The sequence below is a fragment of the Pacificoceanicola onchidii genome (assembly GCF_004804335.1).
Classification (GTDB): Bacteria; Pseudomonadota; Alphaproteobacteria; order Rhodobacterales; family Rhodobacteraceae; genus Pacificoceanicola; species Pacificoceanicola onchidii.
Genome location: NZ_SRXY01000002.1, coordinates 32072 through 46378, shown reverse-complemented (window position 1 = coordinate 46378; position 14307 = coordinate 32072). Strand labels below are relative to the sequence as shown.

Below are 14307 nucleotides of genomic sequence, written 5' to 3'. Positions count from 1 at the left end.
ATGGATTTGGGATTGCAAAACAAGCTTGTCCTCGTGACGGGATCCGGCTCTGGCATCGGCAAGGCAACGGCAAGAGCCTATCTCGACGAAGGCGCGCGATTGATTGTGCACGGGCTGACTAAGGCCGAAGTTGCGGCCTGCGTTGATGATCTTTCGCAGTTTGGCGATGTCACAGGCTTTGCCGCCGATCTCAGCAAATCCGAGGATGCAACCGCATTGGCAGAATTTGCACAGGCGCAGGGCGACGTTGATGTGCTTGTGAACAATGTCGGCATCTTCTCTGTCAAACCGTTCGAAGATCTGACAGACGACGATTGGCTGCATTATTTCAACATCAACGTCTTGTCCGCCGTGCGGATGAGCCGGATTTTCCTGCCTGCCATGCTGAAACGGGGGCAGGGGGCGATCATCAATATGGCCAGCGAAGCTGCGGTCAAACCTTTGCCCCAGATGGTGCATTATTCGGTGACCAAAACTGCCATGTTAGGTCTCAGTCGGGGCATGGCGGAGCTGACCAAGGGCACACAGGTGCGCGTCAACTCGATCTTGCCGGGTCCGACTTGGACCGAGGGGGTCGAAGCCTATTTTGACGGGCTCGCCGAACAAAAAGGCGAACCGCTGGGCGCGATCGTCGACAACTACTTCAAATCCGATGAGCCCACATCTCTCATCCAGCGTTTCGTCCAGCCCGACGAAGTCGCCCGCATGATCGTCACGATTTCCGCCAGCACAGCGTCCAACGGCGCAGCACACCGGATCGAAGGCGGCATCGTTCGCAACATTCTCTGACTTTAAAGCAAGGAGCCAACCATGGTTGCACTTACATTCTCTCACATCGGCATCACGGTTCCGGACCTTGAAAAGGCTGTCGAGTTCTACTCCAAGGCGTTCGATCTCTATGTGTTGATGGAACCCACCGAAATCCTGCATGACGAAAGCGCCATCGGTCAGATGTGTGATGACGTCTTTGGGACCGGCTGGGGCAGTTTCCGCATTGCGCACCTGTCCATGGGCGATGGTGTCGGCATCGAGTTGTTCGAATTCCCCAAGACCATCGAAGAAGAACGCCCCTTTGAATACTGGCGCCGCGGCCTGTTCCATTTCTGTGTTCAGGACGAAGATCTGGAAGGGCGCATCAAGATCATCGAAGCGCTGGGTGGGAAGCAGCGCATGCAACAGGTGCGCAAGTATTACCCCGGCGAAAAGCCATACCGCATGGTCTATATGGAAGACCCGTTTGGCAATATTTTCGAGCTTTATAGCCACTCCTACGAGCTGACCTATTCGGCAGGCGCTTATGACTGATCGCGCCAACGTCGCACCCAGGACCGACAAGCCAAAAGTCGTGATCACCGACTACGATTTTGGCGATGTCAGCGTCGAGACGGAAATTCTGGAAGCCGCCGGCGCGGAAGTCATCGCACTTCAGGCCAAGCGTGAAGAAGACCTGTTTGAGGTCGCACCGCATTGCGCGGCGATGATGAACCAATATGCCAAAATTGGCCGGGACACGATCACGCGGATGCAGAAATGCGAGGTGATCGCCCGGTACGGCGTTGGGGTGGACATTGTCGATGTCGATACAGCGACGGACAAAGGCATCCTTGTGACCAACGTGCAGAACTATTGCACCGAGGAAGTCGCGGACCACGCCATTTCGCTTTGGCTGACGCTTGCGCGCAAGCTTCCGGATTATGACCGTGCCACCCACGCCGGTATCTGGCAGTGGCAAAGCGGTCAGCCGGTCTATCGGCTGCGCGGTCGCACGATGGGCGTGGTGTCCTTGGGCAAGATCGGGCAAGCCATCGTCGCGCGGGCACAGGCCTTTGGCGTCAAAGTCATTGCCTATGACCCGTTTCTCCCTGCCGAAGTGGCCGAAAATATCGGTGTGGAGTTGGTGGACAAACCGGGATTGCTGGCACGGTCCGATTACGTCCTGATGCAGGCGCCCATGACGCCGGACACGCATCACTTTCTGTCGGATGCTGAATTCGCTGCGATGAAGCCGGGGGCAATTCTTGTGAACACCGGGCGCGGCCCGACTGTTGATAACAAGGCGCTCTTTCGTGCGCTGACCAAAGGGCATCTGGCCGCCGCGGGTCTTGATGACCCCGAGGAAGAGCCCGCCAAACGGGCCAATTGGACACCGGACGATAACCCGCTTTTCACGCTGCCCAACGTTCTGGTGACACCCCACGCCGCCTACTACTCCGAGGAATCCATTCTCGCGGCGCGTGTCACCGCAGCCACGCAGGTGGCCAAGGTCCTGACCGGACAGAAACCAGATTACACCGTCAATGCCGAGGCATTGGCCGTCACAACCGCATAACAGGAGATACCCATGCCAGACGTGAGCACAGATCTACGGGTCTTTAACGACTTTGAGCGCAAGCCCGAGTTGCTCAAGAAATTCGACAAGGTGCTGGAAGCCTATTCCGCCGCCGCCATCTTTGCCGATGTGCAATACCGCACCGGCGTGATGGACAGCGCCATCAAGCCCGCGTTCCGGTCCAAGGTCACAGGGCAGGCGGTGACCGTCCAACTGTCCAAGGGCGATCTGGTCGACCCTTTGAAGGCGCTGGAAATGGCGCAGCCCGGCGATGTGATCGTCGTGGACGCCGGTGGTGATCAGCAGACTTCTGTGTGTGGTGGCCTGATGGGCGGCTTGGCCCAGAACCGTGGCATTCGTGGCATGATTGTCGATGGCACAGGGCGCGACACGGATGAGCTGGAAGACATCAACTGGCCGATCTGGACCCGCGCCATCACCCCGCGCGGTACACATACGATGTTCTCGGAACGCAAAGACGAACTGTCGATCAACGTGCCGATCGCTTGTGGCGGCGTGGTCGTCAATCCCGGCGATTTTATCGTCGCTGACCTGATGGGCGTTGTCGTGATCCCGCAGGAGATCGCCGAAGAGACCGTGCGCCTTGCCCAGGAGCAGGCAGACCGCGAAGAGAAGACCCGCGAATGGGTTGCACAGGGCAAAACGGTCGAGGATCTGTTGAATGAATTCGGCCGCATCTGAGCCAGCGCTCATCGGCGTCGATTGGGGCACGTCTTCGCTGCGGGCCTTTCTGATCGATACCAAGGGCAATGTGCTTGACGGCGTATCGTCCCCGGAGGGCATAATGCAGGTGGCTGACAACTCCTTTGAGGCGGTTCTTGACCGCCTCATTGGCCCTTGGGTCATGCAAAACACACTTCCGATCCTCGCCTCCGGCATGATCACAAGCCGCAATGGCTGGGTCGAAACGGACTATGCAGAGATGCCGCTCGATGCCCATGGGCTTGCGCGCTGCCTTGTGCCGCACACCCTGACAAACGGCCGCTTCATCCACTTTGTGACCGGGGCCTCGGCCGAGCATTCGGGCGGGCCGGACGTGATGCGGGGGGAAGAAACCCAGATTGTCGGCGCAGCGACGTTGGGCTTGAACGATGGCCTCTTCGTGATGCCCGGAACTCATAGCAAATGGGTGCAGGTCTCGGACGGAAAGATCACTGATTTCTCGACCTATATGACCGGCGAGATCTTCGCTGCGCTGAAGGGGCACACAATCCTGGGCACGCAGATCGAAGACGGTGATTTCAACGGTGCGGTATTTGAAGCGGGCGTGAAAGCCGGCCTGCAAGACCCCGAAGACCTTCTCCATAACCTGTTCCACGTCCGGACACTTCCGTTGCTGGAGAAAATCCCAACGACGGCCACAGGCGATTATTTGTCCGGTCTTCTGATTGGCACCGAAATCGCATCGGCCACCCGCAAAACGGACATTGCAACCGCTGTGACCATCGTGGGGCGCAATGATTTGACAGACCTCTACGAAATCGCCCTGCGCGCGGCAGGTCTGGCAAGTCGCCGGGCCCCTGACAACATTGTCGCCAAGGGCCATTTCATGATCGCGAAAGCTGCTGGATTACTGGAATGATTGATCTTGTCACGGCTATGGCCGCCAACCCTCTGATTGCAATTCTGCGGGGTCTCGACCCTGCTCAGGCCGGGCCGGTCTCAGATGTTTTGATCCGGACAGGGTTTCGGATCATTGAGGTGCCGCTCAACTCGCCGGACCCTCTTGCGTCAATCACCCGGATCTCTGAAAGCCATGGCGAGCAGGCTATTGTCGGGGCCGGAACGGTGCTGACGGTTGATCAGGTCAAAGCGGTTGCAGACGCTGGTGGGCGTGTCATCGTGTCCCCAAACATGAACCCGGACGTAGGACGCGCCGCTGTTGCGCGCGGGCTCTATTGGTGTCCTGGTGTCATGACCCCGACCGAGGCTTTTGCCGCGCTGGATATAGGAGCAAGCGTGTTGAAAATCTTCCCTGCCGAAATGGTGCCACCTGCTGCCATTGCTGCCATGCGGGCCGTCCTGCCGAAAGACGCGATTGTTGCCGCCGTTGGTGGCATCACACCGGGTACCATGGGCGTGTATCGCGCTGTGGGCGTGGATGGCTTCGGGCTTGGCTCGGCGCTGTTCAAACCGGGCTACACGTTGGAAGACATTGCCGCGCGCGCGAGCGCTTTCGCTTCTGCTTGGGAGGATTTGCAATGAAACGCGCCCTTGTCACCGGAGGCACCCGCGGGATTGGCGCTGGCGTCTCGCGGGCGCTTGCCGACGCGGGGTGGGCGGTTATCGCAGTCTCTGCATCCCAAGCCGAACTGGAAGGGTTCCGCCCGCAAAAGGGCATCTCGACGCAACTCATGGACGTGACCGATCAGGCATCGGTTGATGCGGTATTTGGCGGCTTACCCGATTTGGATGCGCTGGTGAACAGCGCCGGAATCCTGCGGCGCGGAGACGAATACGACATCGACGTGTTCGCCCGTGTCCTCGAGGTAAACCTGACGGGAACGATGCGCTGTTGCCTTGCCGCTCAGCCGCTCCTGGCGAAATCGGGCGGCGCAATCGTCAACACCGCGTCGATGCTCAGCACGTTCGGTGGCCCTCTGGTTCCGGCTTATTCCGCGTCAAAAGGCGGCGTGTCGCAACTGACCAAGGCGCTTGCGGGCCATTGGGCAGAGCAGGGTATTCGCGTCAACGCCATCGCCCCCGGTTGGATTGAAACCGAGATGACGCAAGGCTTGCGCGATGATGCGGCCCGAACCCAAGGCATCATGGCGCGTACACCCATGAAACGCTGGGGAAAACCCGAGGAAGTCGGCGCGCTGGTGCATTGGCTATTAAGCGACGCCGCCAGCTTTGTGACCGGATCGATCTATCCGGTCGACGGCGGCTATCTTGCCGTATGAGGAGAGAAACACATGACCGATGATGATACCGCCCGCATGCCCTATCAGCTGCCATTCCCCAAGGATGCGCAGGAAGAGATCGTGATCCCCAATGCAGTGACCGAAGACGAACGGCTTTGGGTGCCGCAGGCTGAAAATGTCTGGTTTCGCCCGCTGTGCCTGAACCGCTCGCAGGGGTATTGGATGAATCTTCTGAAGGTGCGCAAAGCCGGCGTTCTGTCCCGCCACCGTCACCCACAGCCCGTGCATGGCTTTGTTCTCAAGGGGCGCTGGCACTATCTGGAGCACGATTGGGTCGCTGAAGAAGGGGGCTATGTCTACGAACCGCCCGGCGAAACACATACACTTGTCGTGCCCGATGATGTCGAAGAGATGATCACCTATTTCCAGGTCAATGGCGTGATGTGCTACGTTGACCCATGGGGTAAGGTGCAAGGCTACGAGGATGTCTTCACCAAGATTGACCTGTGCCGCAAACATTTTGCCGAAGTCGGCCTTGGAGAGGACTATGTCGAGCAATTCATCCGATAGCACACCACGGTTTGCGCTGGTGGCGCATGACGCCCGAAAAGACGAGATTGTCGAATGGGTTGGCCGCCACCATGACCGCCTGATGGGTGTGCAGATTGTCTCCACTGGCACGACTGGCGGCCGGATCAAGGCGGCACATCCGGAGCTGGATGTGACCCGTCTCAAAAGCGGCCCGCTTGGCGGCGATCAACAGATCGGCGCGATGATCTGCGAAGCAGAATTGGACGCCCTGATCTTTTTCGTCGACCCTCTGTCGCCGATGCCTCATGACGTCGATGTCAAAGCGCTGACACGCTTGGCAACGGTCTATGACCTGCCAATGGCCTGTTCGCGTTCGACTGCGGATTTAGTTGTAAACGGGCTGTTGGGCAAATAGGCCAACGGGCAGGGGCCCAAAACGACGCGCGCCACACTTGTACGGCGCGTGTCAGGAATCCTTCAAAAGATAATCTGCAAGCTGGTCGATCTTTTCGACTCCAAGCTGGCTCATATTGGCCTCGATATCGGCTTTCAGGATATGGATCAGGTGGTCGATGCCGCGCGCTCCGAATGCGGCGACCGCATACTGAAACGCGCGCCCTACCATGACAAAATCCGCCCCTTTTGCCAGTGCCCGCATAATATCCAAACCCCATGCCACACCGGAATCGTAAATGAGCGGAACATTCGGCCCGACAGCGTCGCGGATTTTCGGCAGTTGATCAATCACAGCAGGCCCGGCTTCGAACTGACGTCCAGAATGGTTCGAAACCCAGATGCAATCGGCACCCTCTGAAACCATTCGTTCGGCATCGTCGGGTCGCAAGACCCCCTTGACAACCAAATGCCCGTCCCATTCTTCGCGCAGTTCCTGCAGGTATTGCCAGTCCGGAATGCCCCGGATCAGAGCGCCCGCGTGGGTGAAACTCTCGCGGCCACGCTGGGGCACATAATCATCAAAAAACCGCATCCGCGGAACGATACCTTCGCGCAGATGGGCAAGACACCATGCAGGGCATTTCGCCATCTCAACCAGCGTCCTGAGATCGGCTCTGGGCGGCACAGTCAGGTTTGCCCGCCGCTGGCGTTCGCGCCTGCTTTCTTCGGGAACGTCCACGGTGATGATGAGCGTATGAAAGCCCGCAGCCTTGATCCTTGGCAACATCGCGCGTCGCAACTCCGCCGAGTTCACCGGGTAATGCTGAAACCACCCGTTGTTGCCAATGTAGGGGGCGACATCCTCGGGCGAGGCAACCGCGACGCTGGACAGCGAAAACGGAATGTTATGCGTGACCGCGGCCTTGGCCAGCTTGCGTTCTGCGCCCGCCCACATCATGCCGGACATGCCCACTGGCGCTATTCCAAAGGGCAGATCATAGTCTTGGCCAAGCAGCGATGTCCGCAGGTCGGCTTTGGTGCGCCCGCACAAAACACTGGGCATGAAACCGATTGCGTCGAGTGCATCCCGGTTCACCTTGAGCCCCAGCTCGCGACCAGTTGCGCTGTCGAGGTACTCGAACGCGAACTTCGGAAGCCGTTTTCGGGCCGCTTGGCGCAAGTCTTCTATCGACGGGTATGACAGGTCCAGATCCATCTGGTTCCTCTACTTTTGTTGACTTGAGAATGCCGGTTTCCGGGACGCTACCAAAGTGATGGCAGCGCCAGAGAAATTGCGGGCACATAGGTGACGAGCATCAGCAGAATGAGCATGCCGACAAAGAATGGAAGGATCGCGTGGCTTAGCTTCTCGATCGAAACATTCGAAATACTGCTGGCCACAAACAGGTTTACACCAAGTGGTGGCGTACAGAACCCAATGGCCAGATTGACCGTCAGGATCACCCCGAACACGATTGGATCAACACCCAGCGCCGTGGCAACCGGCAACAGGATCGGCGTCATAATGATGATCGACGAGATCGTTTCCATGAACATCCCGATCACCAGAAGCAGCAGGTTGATCAACAGCAAGATGATGATTGGATTGTCGGACAGGCTGGTGATGGACGTGGCCAGATCTGCCGGTATCCGGGCAAGGGTAATCAGCCTGCCAAAGGCTGTTGCCATGATGACCAGAACCAGAATGGTTCCGCTTGTTTTGGCGCTGCCTGCCAGGATTTCAGGCAGGTCTTTGACCGTGATATCGCGATAGACGAAAATCCCGATCAAGGCGGCGTAGACAACGGCGACGGCCCCGGCTTCGGTCGGAGTGAACACGCCGCTATAGATACCGCCCAGAATAATCACCGGCACCAGAAGCGCCCAGATCGATGTGCGAAAGCTCTTCCAGACACCCGGCCCGGAAAAGGTGGTTGCGGCCTCTTGAGCAACGCTGTCATTGCGCAGCAGGAAGCGGGCCACCAGCATGAACATCACGGCGAACAGGACGCCGGGAATGACACCGGCAAGGAAAAGCTTGCCAATCGAAACCTCGGCGGTGACGCCATAGATGATGAAGGGGATGCTCGGCGGGATCATCACGCCGATCATGCCCGAAGACGCGGTAAGGGCACCGCTGAACTTGCGGGTATAGCCAACCTTTTCCATCTCGGGGATCATGTTCGACCCAATCGCCGCCACGGTCGCGGGCGAAGATCCGGAAATGGCGGCAAAGAACACGCAGGCCAGAACATTCACATAGGCAAGCCCGCCGCGAATGTGGCCAATCAACGCGTTGGCAAAGCCGACCAATCGGCGCGACATGCCGCCGTGCTGCATCAGATCGCCAGCCAGAATGAACAATGGCACGGCGATCAGGGGAAAGGAGTCCGCCCCTGTCACCACAGAACGGGCAAGAAGCACCATCGGCGGTGTTCCGTCGACAAACACCATCACGATCATGGTGGCAAGGCCAAGGCAGATGCCAATCGGCACACTGAAAAGCAGAAGTGCGAAGAGTGTCAGAAAGAGTGTTGCTGCAATCATTGGAATGTCCTCACGACTTGGTTTCTGCGATTAGTCGCAGGGATCGTTTGAGATGCTGAACGACTCGGATTGCCGCCAGGCTGGCACCGACGGGTGCAGAGGCATACAGGATCGGAATGGGAAGCCCCAGAACCACGGACCGCTGGCTTGCCACAAACGGCATTCTGATGAGCTTGATGCATTCATAGGTGAGAGCCAGCAGAAAAATGAGGACCAGAAGCGCAATGGCAACGTCCACAAAAAGACGCGTGCGTTCGCTCAGCTGATCGCGCAGGACGGTGATGCGCACATGGTCGCCGGTGTGAAAAGCATAGCTCACGCCAAGCCAGACGAACCAGACGAACATCCAAAGCGTCAATTCCTCGCCCCACGACAGCGATGCATTGAGTATGTAACGCATGAAGACATTGCCAAAAATCAGCAGAACAATTGCCCCCAGAAGAAAGCTCGCAAGAGCTTTTTCTGCGTTACGGTCGAGCCATTTCAAAGCCGCCATGTTTTCCTCCTCCCAAAGGTCGGCATGCGCCCAAACCCTGATGGTCCGGGCGCAGCCTTATTCCGTCAGCCTGACAATCACATACCGCTCGCAGCGTTCACTGCGGCAACCCAGCGATCAAAGGTATCGGCACCGACTTCGTCGCGATATTGCAGCCGCACGCTTTCGGTCTTGTCGGCAAAGGCCTGGCGTTGTTCTGCGGTCAGTTCGAGAACTTCGACACCCGAAGCACGGATTTGTTCGAGCTGTGCCGCGTCTTCGGCTGCGACCAGTTCGGCCTGATAGACACGCGCCGCCGCCATGGATTCCCGCACAAGGGCCTGATGCTCCTCGGACAACCCGTCAAAGAAGGGTTTGGACACGACCGGAATATAGACCGCAAAGAGGTGAGCCGTGGTCGAGAGGTACTTCTGCACTTCGTAGAAACGCTGCGAAGTGATGATGGCGAGTGGGTTTTCCTGTCCGTCAATCACACCCTGTTGCAGGGCTGAATAGACTTCGCCGAAGTTCATCGGGGTCGGATTTGCGCCAAGCGTTTCGAAAGTCGCCACATGGGCGGGGACCTTCATGGTGCGCAATTTCACTCCGTCGAGGTCTTCCGGCGAAGCGATCGGCCGGACGTTGTTGGTCACGTTGCGAACGCCCAATTCCAGCCAGCCAAGCCCAACCAGACCCTGATTGCCGATCCGCGCGAGCATCTCGTCGCCCGCTTCGCTGTCAAGCACGTCAAAGGCGATGTCTTTGGAGGCGTACATGTAGGGAAGTTCGATAACTGCAAATGCGGGATCCCAGCCAGCAAAGAAAGAGGATGGCGGGATCGCCATTTCGAGAACGCCGGTCTGGACGCCTTCGATCATCTCGCGATCAGGACCCATTTGCGACGACGGGAAAATCTGCACGTCAATTTCGCCATCCGAGCCAGCTTCGACCAACTCCTCGAATTTCAACAATGCGCGATGCATGTGAAACGCTTCGGCAGCGCCGTGACCGACTTTGATGACAGTTTCAGCTGAGGCCGCAAACGCAAGCCCTGCGGACAAGGCAGCGCCGAGCGCAAGTGTGGATTTATAGAGCAAAGTTTCCTCCCAAAGATTGCGTGATGAGACATTCATCGTGGGATCTGAGATATCAGATACAAAATATAAATCAAGACAGCGGCTGAAGTTCGTGGTTAGATTGCGAGATCGACAGGAGAACGATGGTCATGAGCATGCAGATCAAGCGACCGAAATCATTAAGTAAAATCGCTGAAGATCACATCAGGGAAGCCATCGCAAATGGCACATTCGAATTGGGCGAGTCGCTACAGGAAGCCAAGTTGAGCAAGGCCATGGGCATCAGTAAAACGCCGATTCGCGAGGCGCTTTCAGCTCTGAAACTCCAGGGTCTCGTCCAGATAATTCCTCAACGCGGCGCCTTTGTTTTCACGCTGTCGCAAGAGGATGTGGCGCAGCTTTGCCGCTACCGGTTCATACTTGAATCCGCCGCAGTGGATCAGGCGCTTGAAGCAAATCGAACGGAGTTGCTCAGCGAGCTCGATGGCATTGTTGCGAAAATGGCCGTCGCCAGGGAGGCTGATGCGTTTAATGACTACCTCGAACTGGACGCAGATTTTCACGACGCTTTTTTCGATCATTGTGGCAATGGATTTTTGCAGGACGGATACCAAAAAGTCAGCGACATGGTCCGTACCATGCGAACGCATTTGTCCAAGCGCCCTGAACGAACGGAAAAGTCGTTCAAAGAACATCAGGCAATCGCGGCACTCCTTCGCGAGGGAAAGGCCAAAGCTGCCAAGACGGTTTTGAAACGGCAAATCACGCGGGGCGAACGTTCTTACTCGGACTTGGTCGGTGCTGAACATATCGACAAGCGAAATTAAGCGTCACAGTGCTAGGGTCAGGACCCATTGAGTTGTAACTGGCAGCGTGATTCACGGTTCGCAAAATGAGCGGTGAACATGTCTGATCTTTTCTGGCTGAGGGATGCGCAGATGGCGCGACTTGAACCCTGCTTCCCCAAGTCCCACGGTAAGCCATGCGTTGATGGTCGACGTCTGTTGAGCGGCATTGTTTTCAACAATCGCAATGGGTTGAGATGGTGCGATGAGGGTGTCTTCGCTGCGATGCTGGTCGGTTTGGCTGCCGAGAACGGCGTAGAAAAGACCGTCATGATCGACGCCACCTATCTAAAGGCCCACCGAACAGCGACCAGCATGGGCGTCGAAAAGGGGGGGCATGGACCCCTAGTTCACTGACCCGCAGGGCATTGCGCAGCAATGTCCCGAGAGGGGCCGGACCAGGGGCGGCATGAACACAAAGCTTCATGCGATTTGCGACAACAAAAGCCGCCCACTGAACCTGTTTGTGTCAGCGGGACAGGTCAGTGACGACATCGGTGCCCGCGCTATAGTGAGCAGCTTGCCCAAGGTTGACTGGCTATTTGGTGTTTGCGGATACGATGCTGACTGGTTCAAAGACGCGTTGAAAGGCAAAGGGATACGCGCGCATCCCGGGACGGTAGCAGCGCAAGAAGGCCGTGTAATACGACAAGCGGCGCTTCAAACGACGCAACCGCATCGAGATCATGTTCGGCAGGCTCAAGGACTGGCGACGCGTCGCAACACGCTATGACCGATGCCCCAAGGTGTTCCTTTCGGTCATCACCCTCGCTGCGCTTGTCATCTTCTGGCTATGAAACTCAATGAGTCTGGCCCCTAACGTGACCGGGCTGGCAAGAATGCCGTCTCGTTCCATCTCCGCCACGGGCTTGAATAGCTCGACGTGAAGCGGCTCATGGAGAAGCTCATCACGGCTTCAAGCTTTTGGAGGCAGAACCGCACGTCTAGGCGCACAAAGCAGCCCGAAGTGTTTCTCGGCTTGGGCGAAAATCGCGAAGATATTTTGAAATCAACGCATTGATCGAACAAATGGCGGAGACGAAGGGATTCGAACCCTCGAGACGGTTTCCCGCCTACTCCCTTAGCAGGGCAGAAGGTGACTCAGAATAGCAAAATTATTTCAATAACTTGCCAGTTGCGCTGGGTGCTCTCCGCCAATTTTTTGTCAGTGACAGGAATGGACACTCTTTTCACCCAGCCTTTCGCAGATAGGATGTGCTCGTTCACGGCCCGAAGCGATCATGACGAGTCTGCTCGTCGTGCGCAAACCAGTCACTCGCAGCGTATGCTATTTTTTTAAGACCTCAGCCACCCGCAGCAGAAGTTCGCGACATTGCATAATCAAGACTGTTGATTGACTGATAGCCGGTTACATTTAGAGTGACTTCGAACACGCAGGAGGTTGATTTGACCTACGAAGACAGAGACGAGCAGTTCGAAGATTTGGAACCAACGGAAGAGGGTGAAAGCTCGAACGTTAGCGCGGAGGAGTTCTCGTCACTTTTGATCTCACCGACCGACTGGACAATCGAAACTCTGTATAGGCAGATCGGAAGCCAAATAAACCTTTCTCCGGAATTTCAACGCCGAAATGTTTGGCCCCCTAAAGCAAAAATTAGCTTCATCGAGTCGCTCTTTCTAGGGATTCCAATTCCGCAGATTTTGCTATCGGCCAGTGGCGGTAGTAGTAGGTCTTTCTTAGTTTTGGACGGAAAGCAAAGGCTTTTGACTATAAAAGAGTTTATAGATGGAAAGTTTCCTAGCGGGCAAAAATTCCGATTAAAGGATCTTCGAGTGCTGTCTGATCTTGAGGGGCAGACTTGGGAAGAAATCGAAAAGAACGAAGATTGGCGTTTCGAACTGTTGAACCAAACTCAACGAACAGCAGTTATCCGGGGGTGGGAAGATGACAGAATCCTCTATGAAATTTTTCATCGCCTCAATTCTGGCTCAGTGAAGTTGTCCCCCATGGAACTGCGGATGTCTCTATATCCTGGAGAATTTTTGAAGTTCATCATCCAATGGACAGAGGAAGTTGGACCGCTGCACAAGCTGATTTCCAAGAAGAGCCCTGACCCGAGAATGAACGATGTCGAGTTAGCGGCGCGATTTCTCGCTTTTTCTGACCAAAATCTTGTCTACGCCGGCGACCTCAAAAAATTTCTTGATGAATTATGTACTCGCTACAACGCGACGATGGCTGAAAACGGCGGCGTTGTCGAAGATGTTACGTCACGTTTGAATAACATGAATGCCGCTATTGACGCTGGTATGAGTATTTTTCCTGATAAGAAATTTTGTCGGAAATTTGTTGACGGAGTATACGAGAAGAGGTTCAACAGGGCGCTTTTTGATGTCCTGGTTGGAGCATTGGCAAAACCTGCCGTTCGAGAATGGGCACTCGAGAAGCCAGCTGAATTTGTTGATGGTTTTGAGCAAACCTCCTCAACCGATGCCTTCAGAAGAGCAGTTGAAACAACTACTAAATCAGTTACGTCTACACGGACGAGGTTCGCTAGTTTTTACGACAAAGTGACTGAAATGTCAGGTATCCCACTGATTGTGCCGGCGATTGCAAATGAAGCCGCCAACTAAGCCGTACAAAGCGCTCAAAGCGTCTCTAGGCAACGTTCGAAAGATTCTTGCGCGAGTACCAGAGAACGAATGCGTTAGCCCGCTTGATCATCTGAAAGTGCAGTCCTACGTGCTTTTGGCGCATGCAGCCTTTGAGCAGTACATTGAAGAAATTGTTACGGTTGTATCTAGGGAAGCGCACGCGCAACTAAAAAAAGACGATAGAGTATGTCGTGCAATGTTGAGCCTTGTTGCCTCTGAGGCGATGCAACAAGTTGATGACAATGTAGCTCGTCGGAAGATTAAATCTTCGGTGGCGTCCGACCTACTTGGCTTTGCTTCAAGCGCAGTGTCAAACCTTACCCTCGATGTTCAAGCGAACCACGGGGTCACCACTGCCGATCAGAGAAAGCTCCTTTTGCAAATCGGAATTGATCCCGAAGACGTTGATCTGACCGTATCGGCTGCGTTGAATGCTTTTGGAACTAAAAGAGGCTCTATCGCCCACAAAGTTAAAATGAAGACTTCGGAAACTCGAAGCTCTGTTTTGTCAGAGACAACTCAGATCCTTACTGGTTTGACCGCATTTGATGCCGCCGCTTGCCTGCAGCTCCAAGAGGGAATGTCGAAGTAAGTCCGGATTTTTAGG

At 55.9% G+C, this 14307-nt stretch carries 16 protein-coding genes and 1 pseudogene; 13 read left to right on the top strand and 4 right to left on the bottom strand.

The genetic code is table 11. The features are described 5' to 3' along the window. Genes E4662_RS05530 through E4662_RS05490 form a run of 9 tightly spaced genes read left to right on the top strand, consistent with a single transcriptional unit; the run spans window position 1 to window position 6160 of the window. Window positions 1-789, top strand: coding sequence for an SDR family NAD(P)-dependent oxidoreductase (locus E4662_RS05530; protein ID WP_136440402.1), 789 nt, complete (start codon window positions 1-3; stop codon window positions 787-789). A 21-nt stretch (window positions 790-810) separates the two neighbouring features. After that, window positions 811-1305, top strand: a complete 495-nt coding sequence (locus tag E4662_RS05525) for a lactoylglutathione lyase family protein (RefSeq protein ID WP_136440400.1) — start codon at window positions 811-813, stop codon at window positions 1303-1305. Continuing rightward, window positions 1298-2329, top strand: a complete 1032-nt coding sequence (locus E4662_RS05520) for a C-terminal binding protein (protein ID WP_136440398.1) — start codon at window positions 1298-1300, stop codon at window positions 2327-2329. The genes E4662_RS05525 and E4662_RS05520 overlap by 8 nt, the downstream gene beginning before the upstream one ends. Window positions 2330-2341: 12 nt before the next feature. Beyond that, entirely contained in the window at window positions 2342-3031 is a 690-nt protein-coding gene (locus tag E4662_RS05515) for an RraA family protein (protein ID WP_136440396.1), read from the top strand. Beyond that, window positions 3012-3932, top strand: a complete 921-nt coding sequence (locus tag E4662_RS05510) for a 2-dehydro-3-deoxygalactonokinase (protein WP_136440394.1) — start codon at window positions 3012-3014, stop codon at window positions 3930-3932. The genes E4662_RS05515 and E4662_RS05510 overlap by 20 nt, the downstream gene beginning before the upstream one ends. Then, window positions 3929-4555 (top strand): 2-dehydro-3-deoxy-6-phosphogalactonate aldolase, encoded by a 627-nt coding sequence (locus E4662_RS05505; RefSeq protein ID WP_136440392.1) that lies wholly within the window; start codon window positions 3929-3931, stop codon window positions 4553-4555. The genes E4662_RS05510 and E4662_RS05505 overlap by 4 nt, the downstream gene beginning before the upstream one ends. Continuing rightward, window positions 4552-5253, top strand: coding sequence for an SDR family NAD(P)-dependent oxidoreductase (locus E4662_RS05500; RefSeq protein WP_136440378.1), 702 nt, complete (start codon window positions 4552-4554; stop codon window positions 5251-5253). The genes E4662_RS05505 and E4662_RS05500 overlap by 4 nt, the downstream gene beginning before the upstream one ends. A gap of 12 nt (window positions 5254-5265) precedes the next feature. Continuing rightward, window positions 5266-5784 (top strand): 2,4'-dihydroxyacetophenone dioxygenase family protein, encoded by a 519-nt coding sequence (locus E4662_RS05495; RefSeq protein WP_136440376.1) that lies wholly within the window; start codon window positions 5266-5268, stop codon window positions 5782-5784. Beyond that, entirely contained in the window at window positions 5762-6160 is a 399-nt protein-coding gene (locus E4662_RS05490; RefSeq protein ID WP_136440374.1) for a methylglyoxal synthase, read from the top strand. Before E4662_RS05495 ends, E4662_RS05490 begins: the two co-directional genes overlap by 23 nt. A 51-nt stretch (window positions 6161-6211) precedes the next feature. Here E4662_RS05490 and E4662_RS05485 read toward each other — a convergent pair whose 3' ends face one another. From E4662_RS05485 to E4662_RS05470, 4 genes are all read right to left on the bottom strand, one after another. Continuing rightward, window positions 6212-7357, bottom strand: coding sequence for an alpha-hydroxy acid oxidase (locus E4662_RS05485; protein ID WP_136440372.1), 1146 nt, complete (start codon window positions 7355-7357; stop codon window positions 6212-6214). A gap of 47 nt (window positions 7358-7404) precedes the next feature. Next, entirely contained in the window at window positions 7405-8688 is a 1284-nt protein-coding gene (locus tag E4662_RS05480; protein WP_136440370.1) for a TRAP transporter large permease, read from the bottom strand. 10 nt (window positions 8689-8698) lie between these two features. Then, window positions 8699-9184, bottom strand: coding sequence for a TRAP transporter small permease (locus tag E4662_RS05475; protein ID WP_136440368.1), 486 nt, complete (start codon window positions 9182-9184; stop codon window positions 8699-8701). A 77-nt stretch (window positions 9185-9261) separates the two neighbouring features. Further along, window positions 9262-10260: a TRAP transporter substrate-binding protein gene (locus E4662_RS05470; protein WP_136440366.1), complete on the bottom strand. Its 999-nt coding sequence runs from the start codon at window positions 10258-10260 to the stop codon at window positions 9262-9264. 128 nt (window positions 10261-10388) lie between these two features. On the opposite strand from E4662_RS05470, the gene E4662_RS05465 reads away from it, so the two are divergent. The 4 genes and pseudogenes from E4662_RS05465 (at window position 10389) to E4662_RS05450 (ending at window position 14292) form a co-directional block, all read left to right on the top strand. Further along, entirely contained in the window at window positions 10389-11066 is a 678-nt protein-coding gene (locus E4662_RS05465) for a GntR family transcriptional regulator (protein WP_240705133.1), read from the top strand. Between the two features lie 78 nt (window positions 11067-11144). After that, window positions 11145-11881 (top strand): annotated as a pseudogene (locus E4662_RS24460) (IS5 family transposase). 610 nt (window positions 11882-12491) lie between these two features. Then, window positions 12492-13679, top strand: a complete 1188-nt coding sequence (locus E4662_RS05455; protein ID WP_206080258.1) for a DUF262 domain-containing protein — start codon at window positions 12492-12494, stop codon at window positions 13677-13679. After that, a complete protein-coding gene (locus tag E4662_RS05450; protein ID WP_136440360.1) occupies window positions 13663-14292 on the top strand; it encodes a HEPN domain-containing protein in 630 nt (209 codons plus the stop codon). The genes E4662_RS05455 and E4662_RS05450 overlap by 17 nt, the downstream gene beginning before the upstream one ends. Window positions 14293-14307 lie beyond the last annotated feature (15 nt).

Bases quoted from the DNA above. Each gene is read 5' to 3' on its own strand.
- E4662_RS05530 (WP_136440402.1), top strand. From the start codon at position 1: ATGGATTTGGGATTGCAAAACAAGCTTGTCCTCGTGACGGGATCCGGC.
- E4662_RS05525 (WP_136440400.1), top strand. From the start codon at position 811: ATGGTTGCACTTACATTCTCTCACATCGGCATCACGGTTCCGGACCTT.
- E4662_RS05520 (WP_136440398.1), top strand. From the start codon at position 1,298: ATGACTGATCGCGCCAACGTCGCACCCAGGACCGACAAGCCAAAAGTC.
- E4662_RS05515 (WP_136440396.1), top strand. From the start codon at position 2,342: ATGCCAGACGTGAGCACAGATCTACGGGTCTTTAACGACTTTGAGCGC.
- E4662_RS05510 (WP_136440394.1), top strand. From the start codon at position 3,012: ATGAATTCGGCCGCATCTGAGCCAGCGCTCATCGGCGTCGATTGGGGC.
- E4662_RS05505 (WP_136440392.1), top strand. From the start codon at position 3,929: ATGATTGATCTTGTCACGGCTATGGCCGCCAACCCTCTGATTGCAATT.
- E4662_RS05500 (WP_136440378.1), top strand. From the start codon at position 4,552: ATGAAACGCGCCCTTGTCACCGGAGGCACCCGCGGGATTGGCGCTGGC.
- E4662_RS05495 (WP_136440376.1), top strand. From the start codon at position 5,266: ATGACCGATGATGATACCGCCCGCATGCCCTATCAGCTGCCATTCCCC.
- E4662_RS05490 (WP_136440374.1), top strand. From the start codon at position 5,762: ATGTCGAGCAATTCATCCGATAGCACACCACGGTTTGCGCTGGTGGCG.
- E4662_RS05485 (WP_136440372.1), bottom strand. From the start codon at position 7,357: ATGGATCTGGACCTGTCATACCCGTCGATAGAAGACTTGCGCCAAGCG.
- E4662_RS05480 (WP_136440370.1), bottom strand. From the start codon at position 8,688: ATGATTGCAGCAACACTCTTTCTGACACTCTTCGCACTTCTGCTTTTC.
- E4662_RS05475 (WP_136440368.1), bottom strand. From the start codon at position 9,184: ATGGCGGCTTTGAAATGGCTCGACCGTAACGCAGAAAAAGCTCTTGCG.
- E4662_RS05465 (WP_240705133.1), top strand. From the start codon at position 10,389: ATGAGCATGCAGATCAAGCGACCGAAATCATTAAGTAAAATCGCTGAA.
- E4662_RS05450 (WP_136440360.1), top strand. From the start codon at position 13,663: ATGAAGCCGCCAACTAAGCCGTACAAAGCGCTCAAAGCGTCTCTAGGC.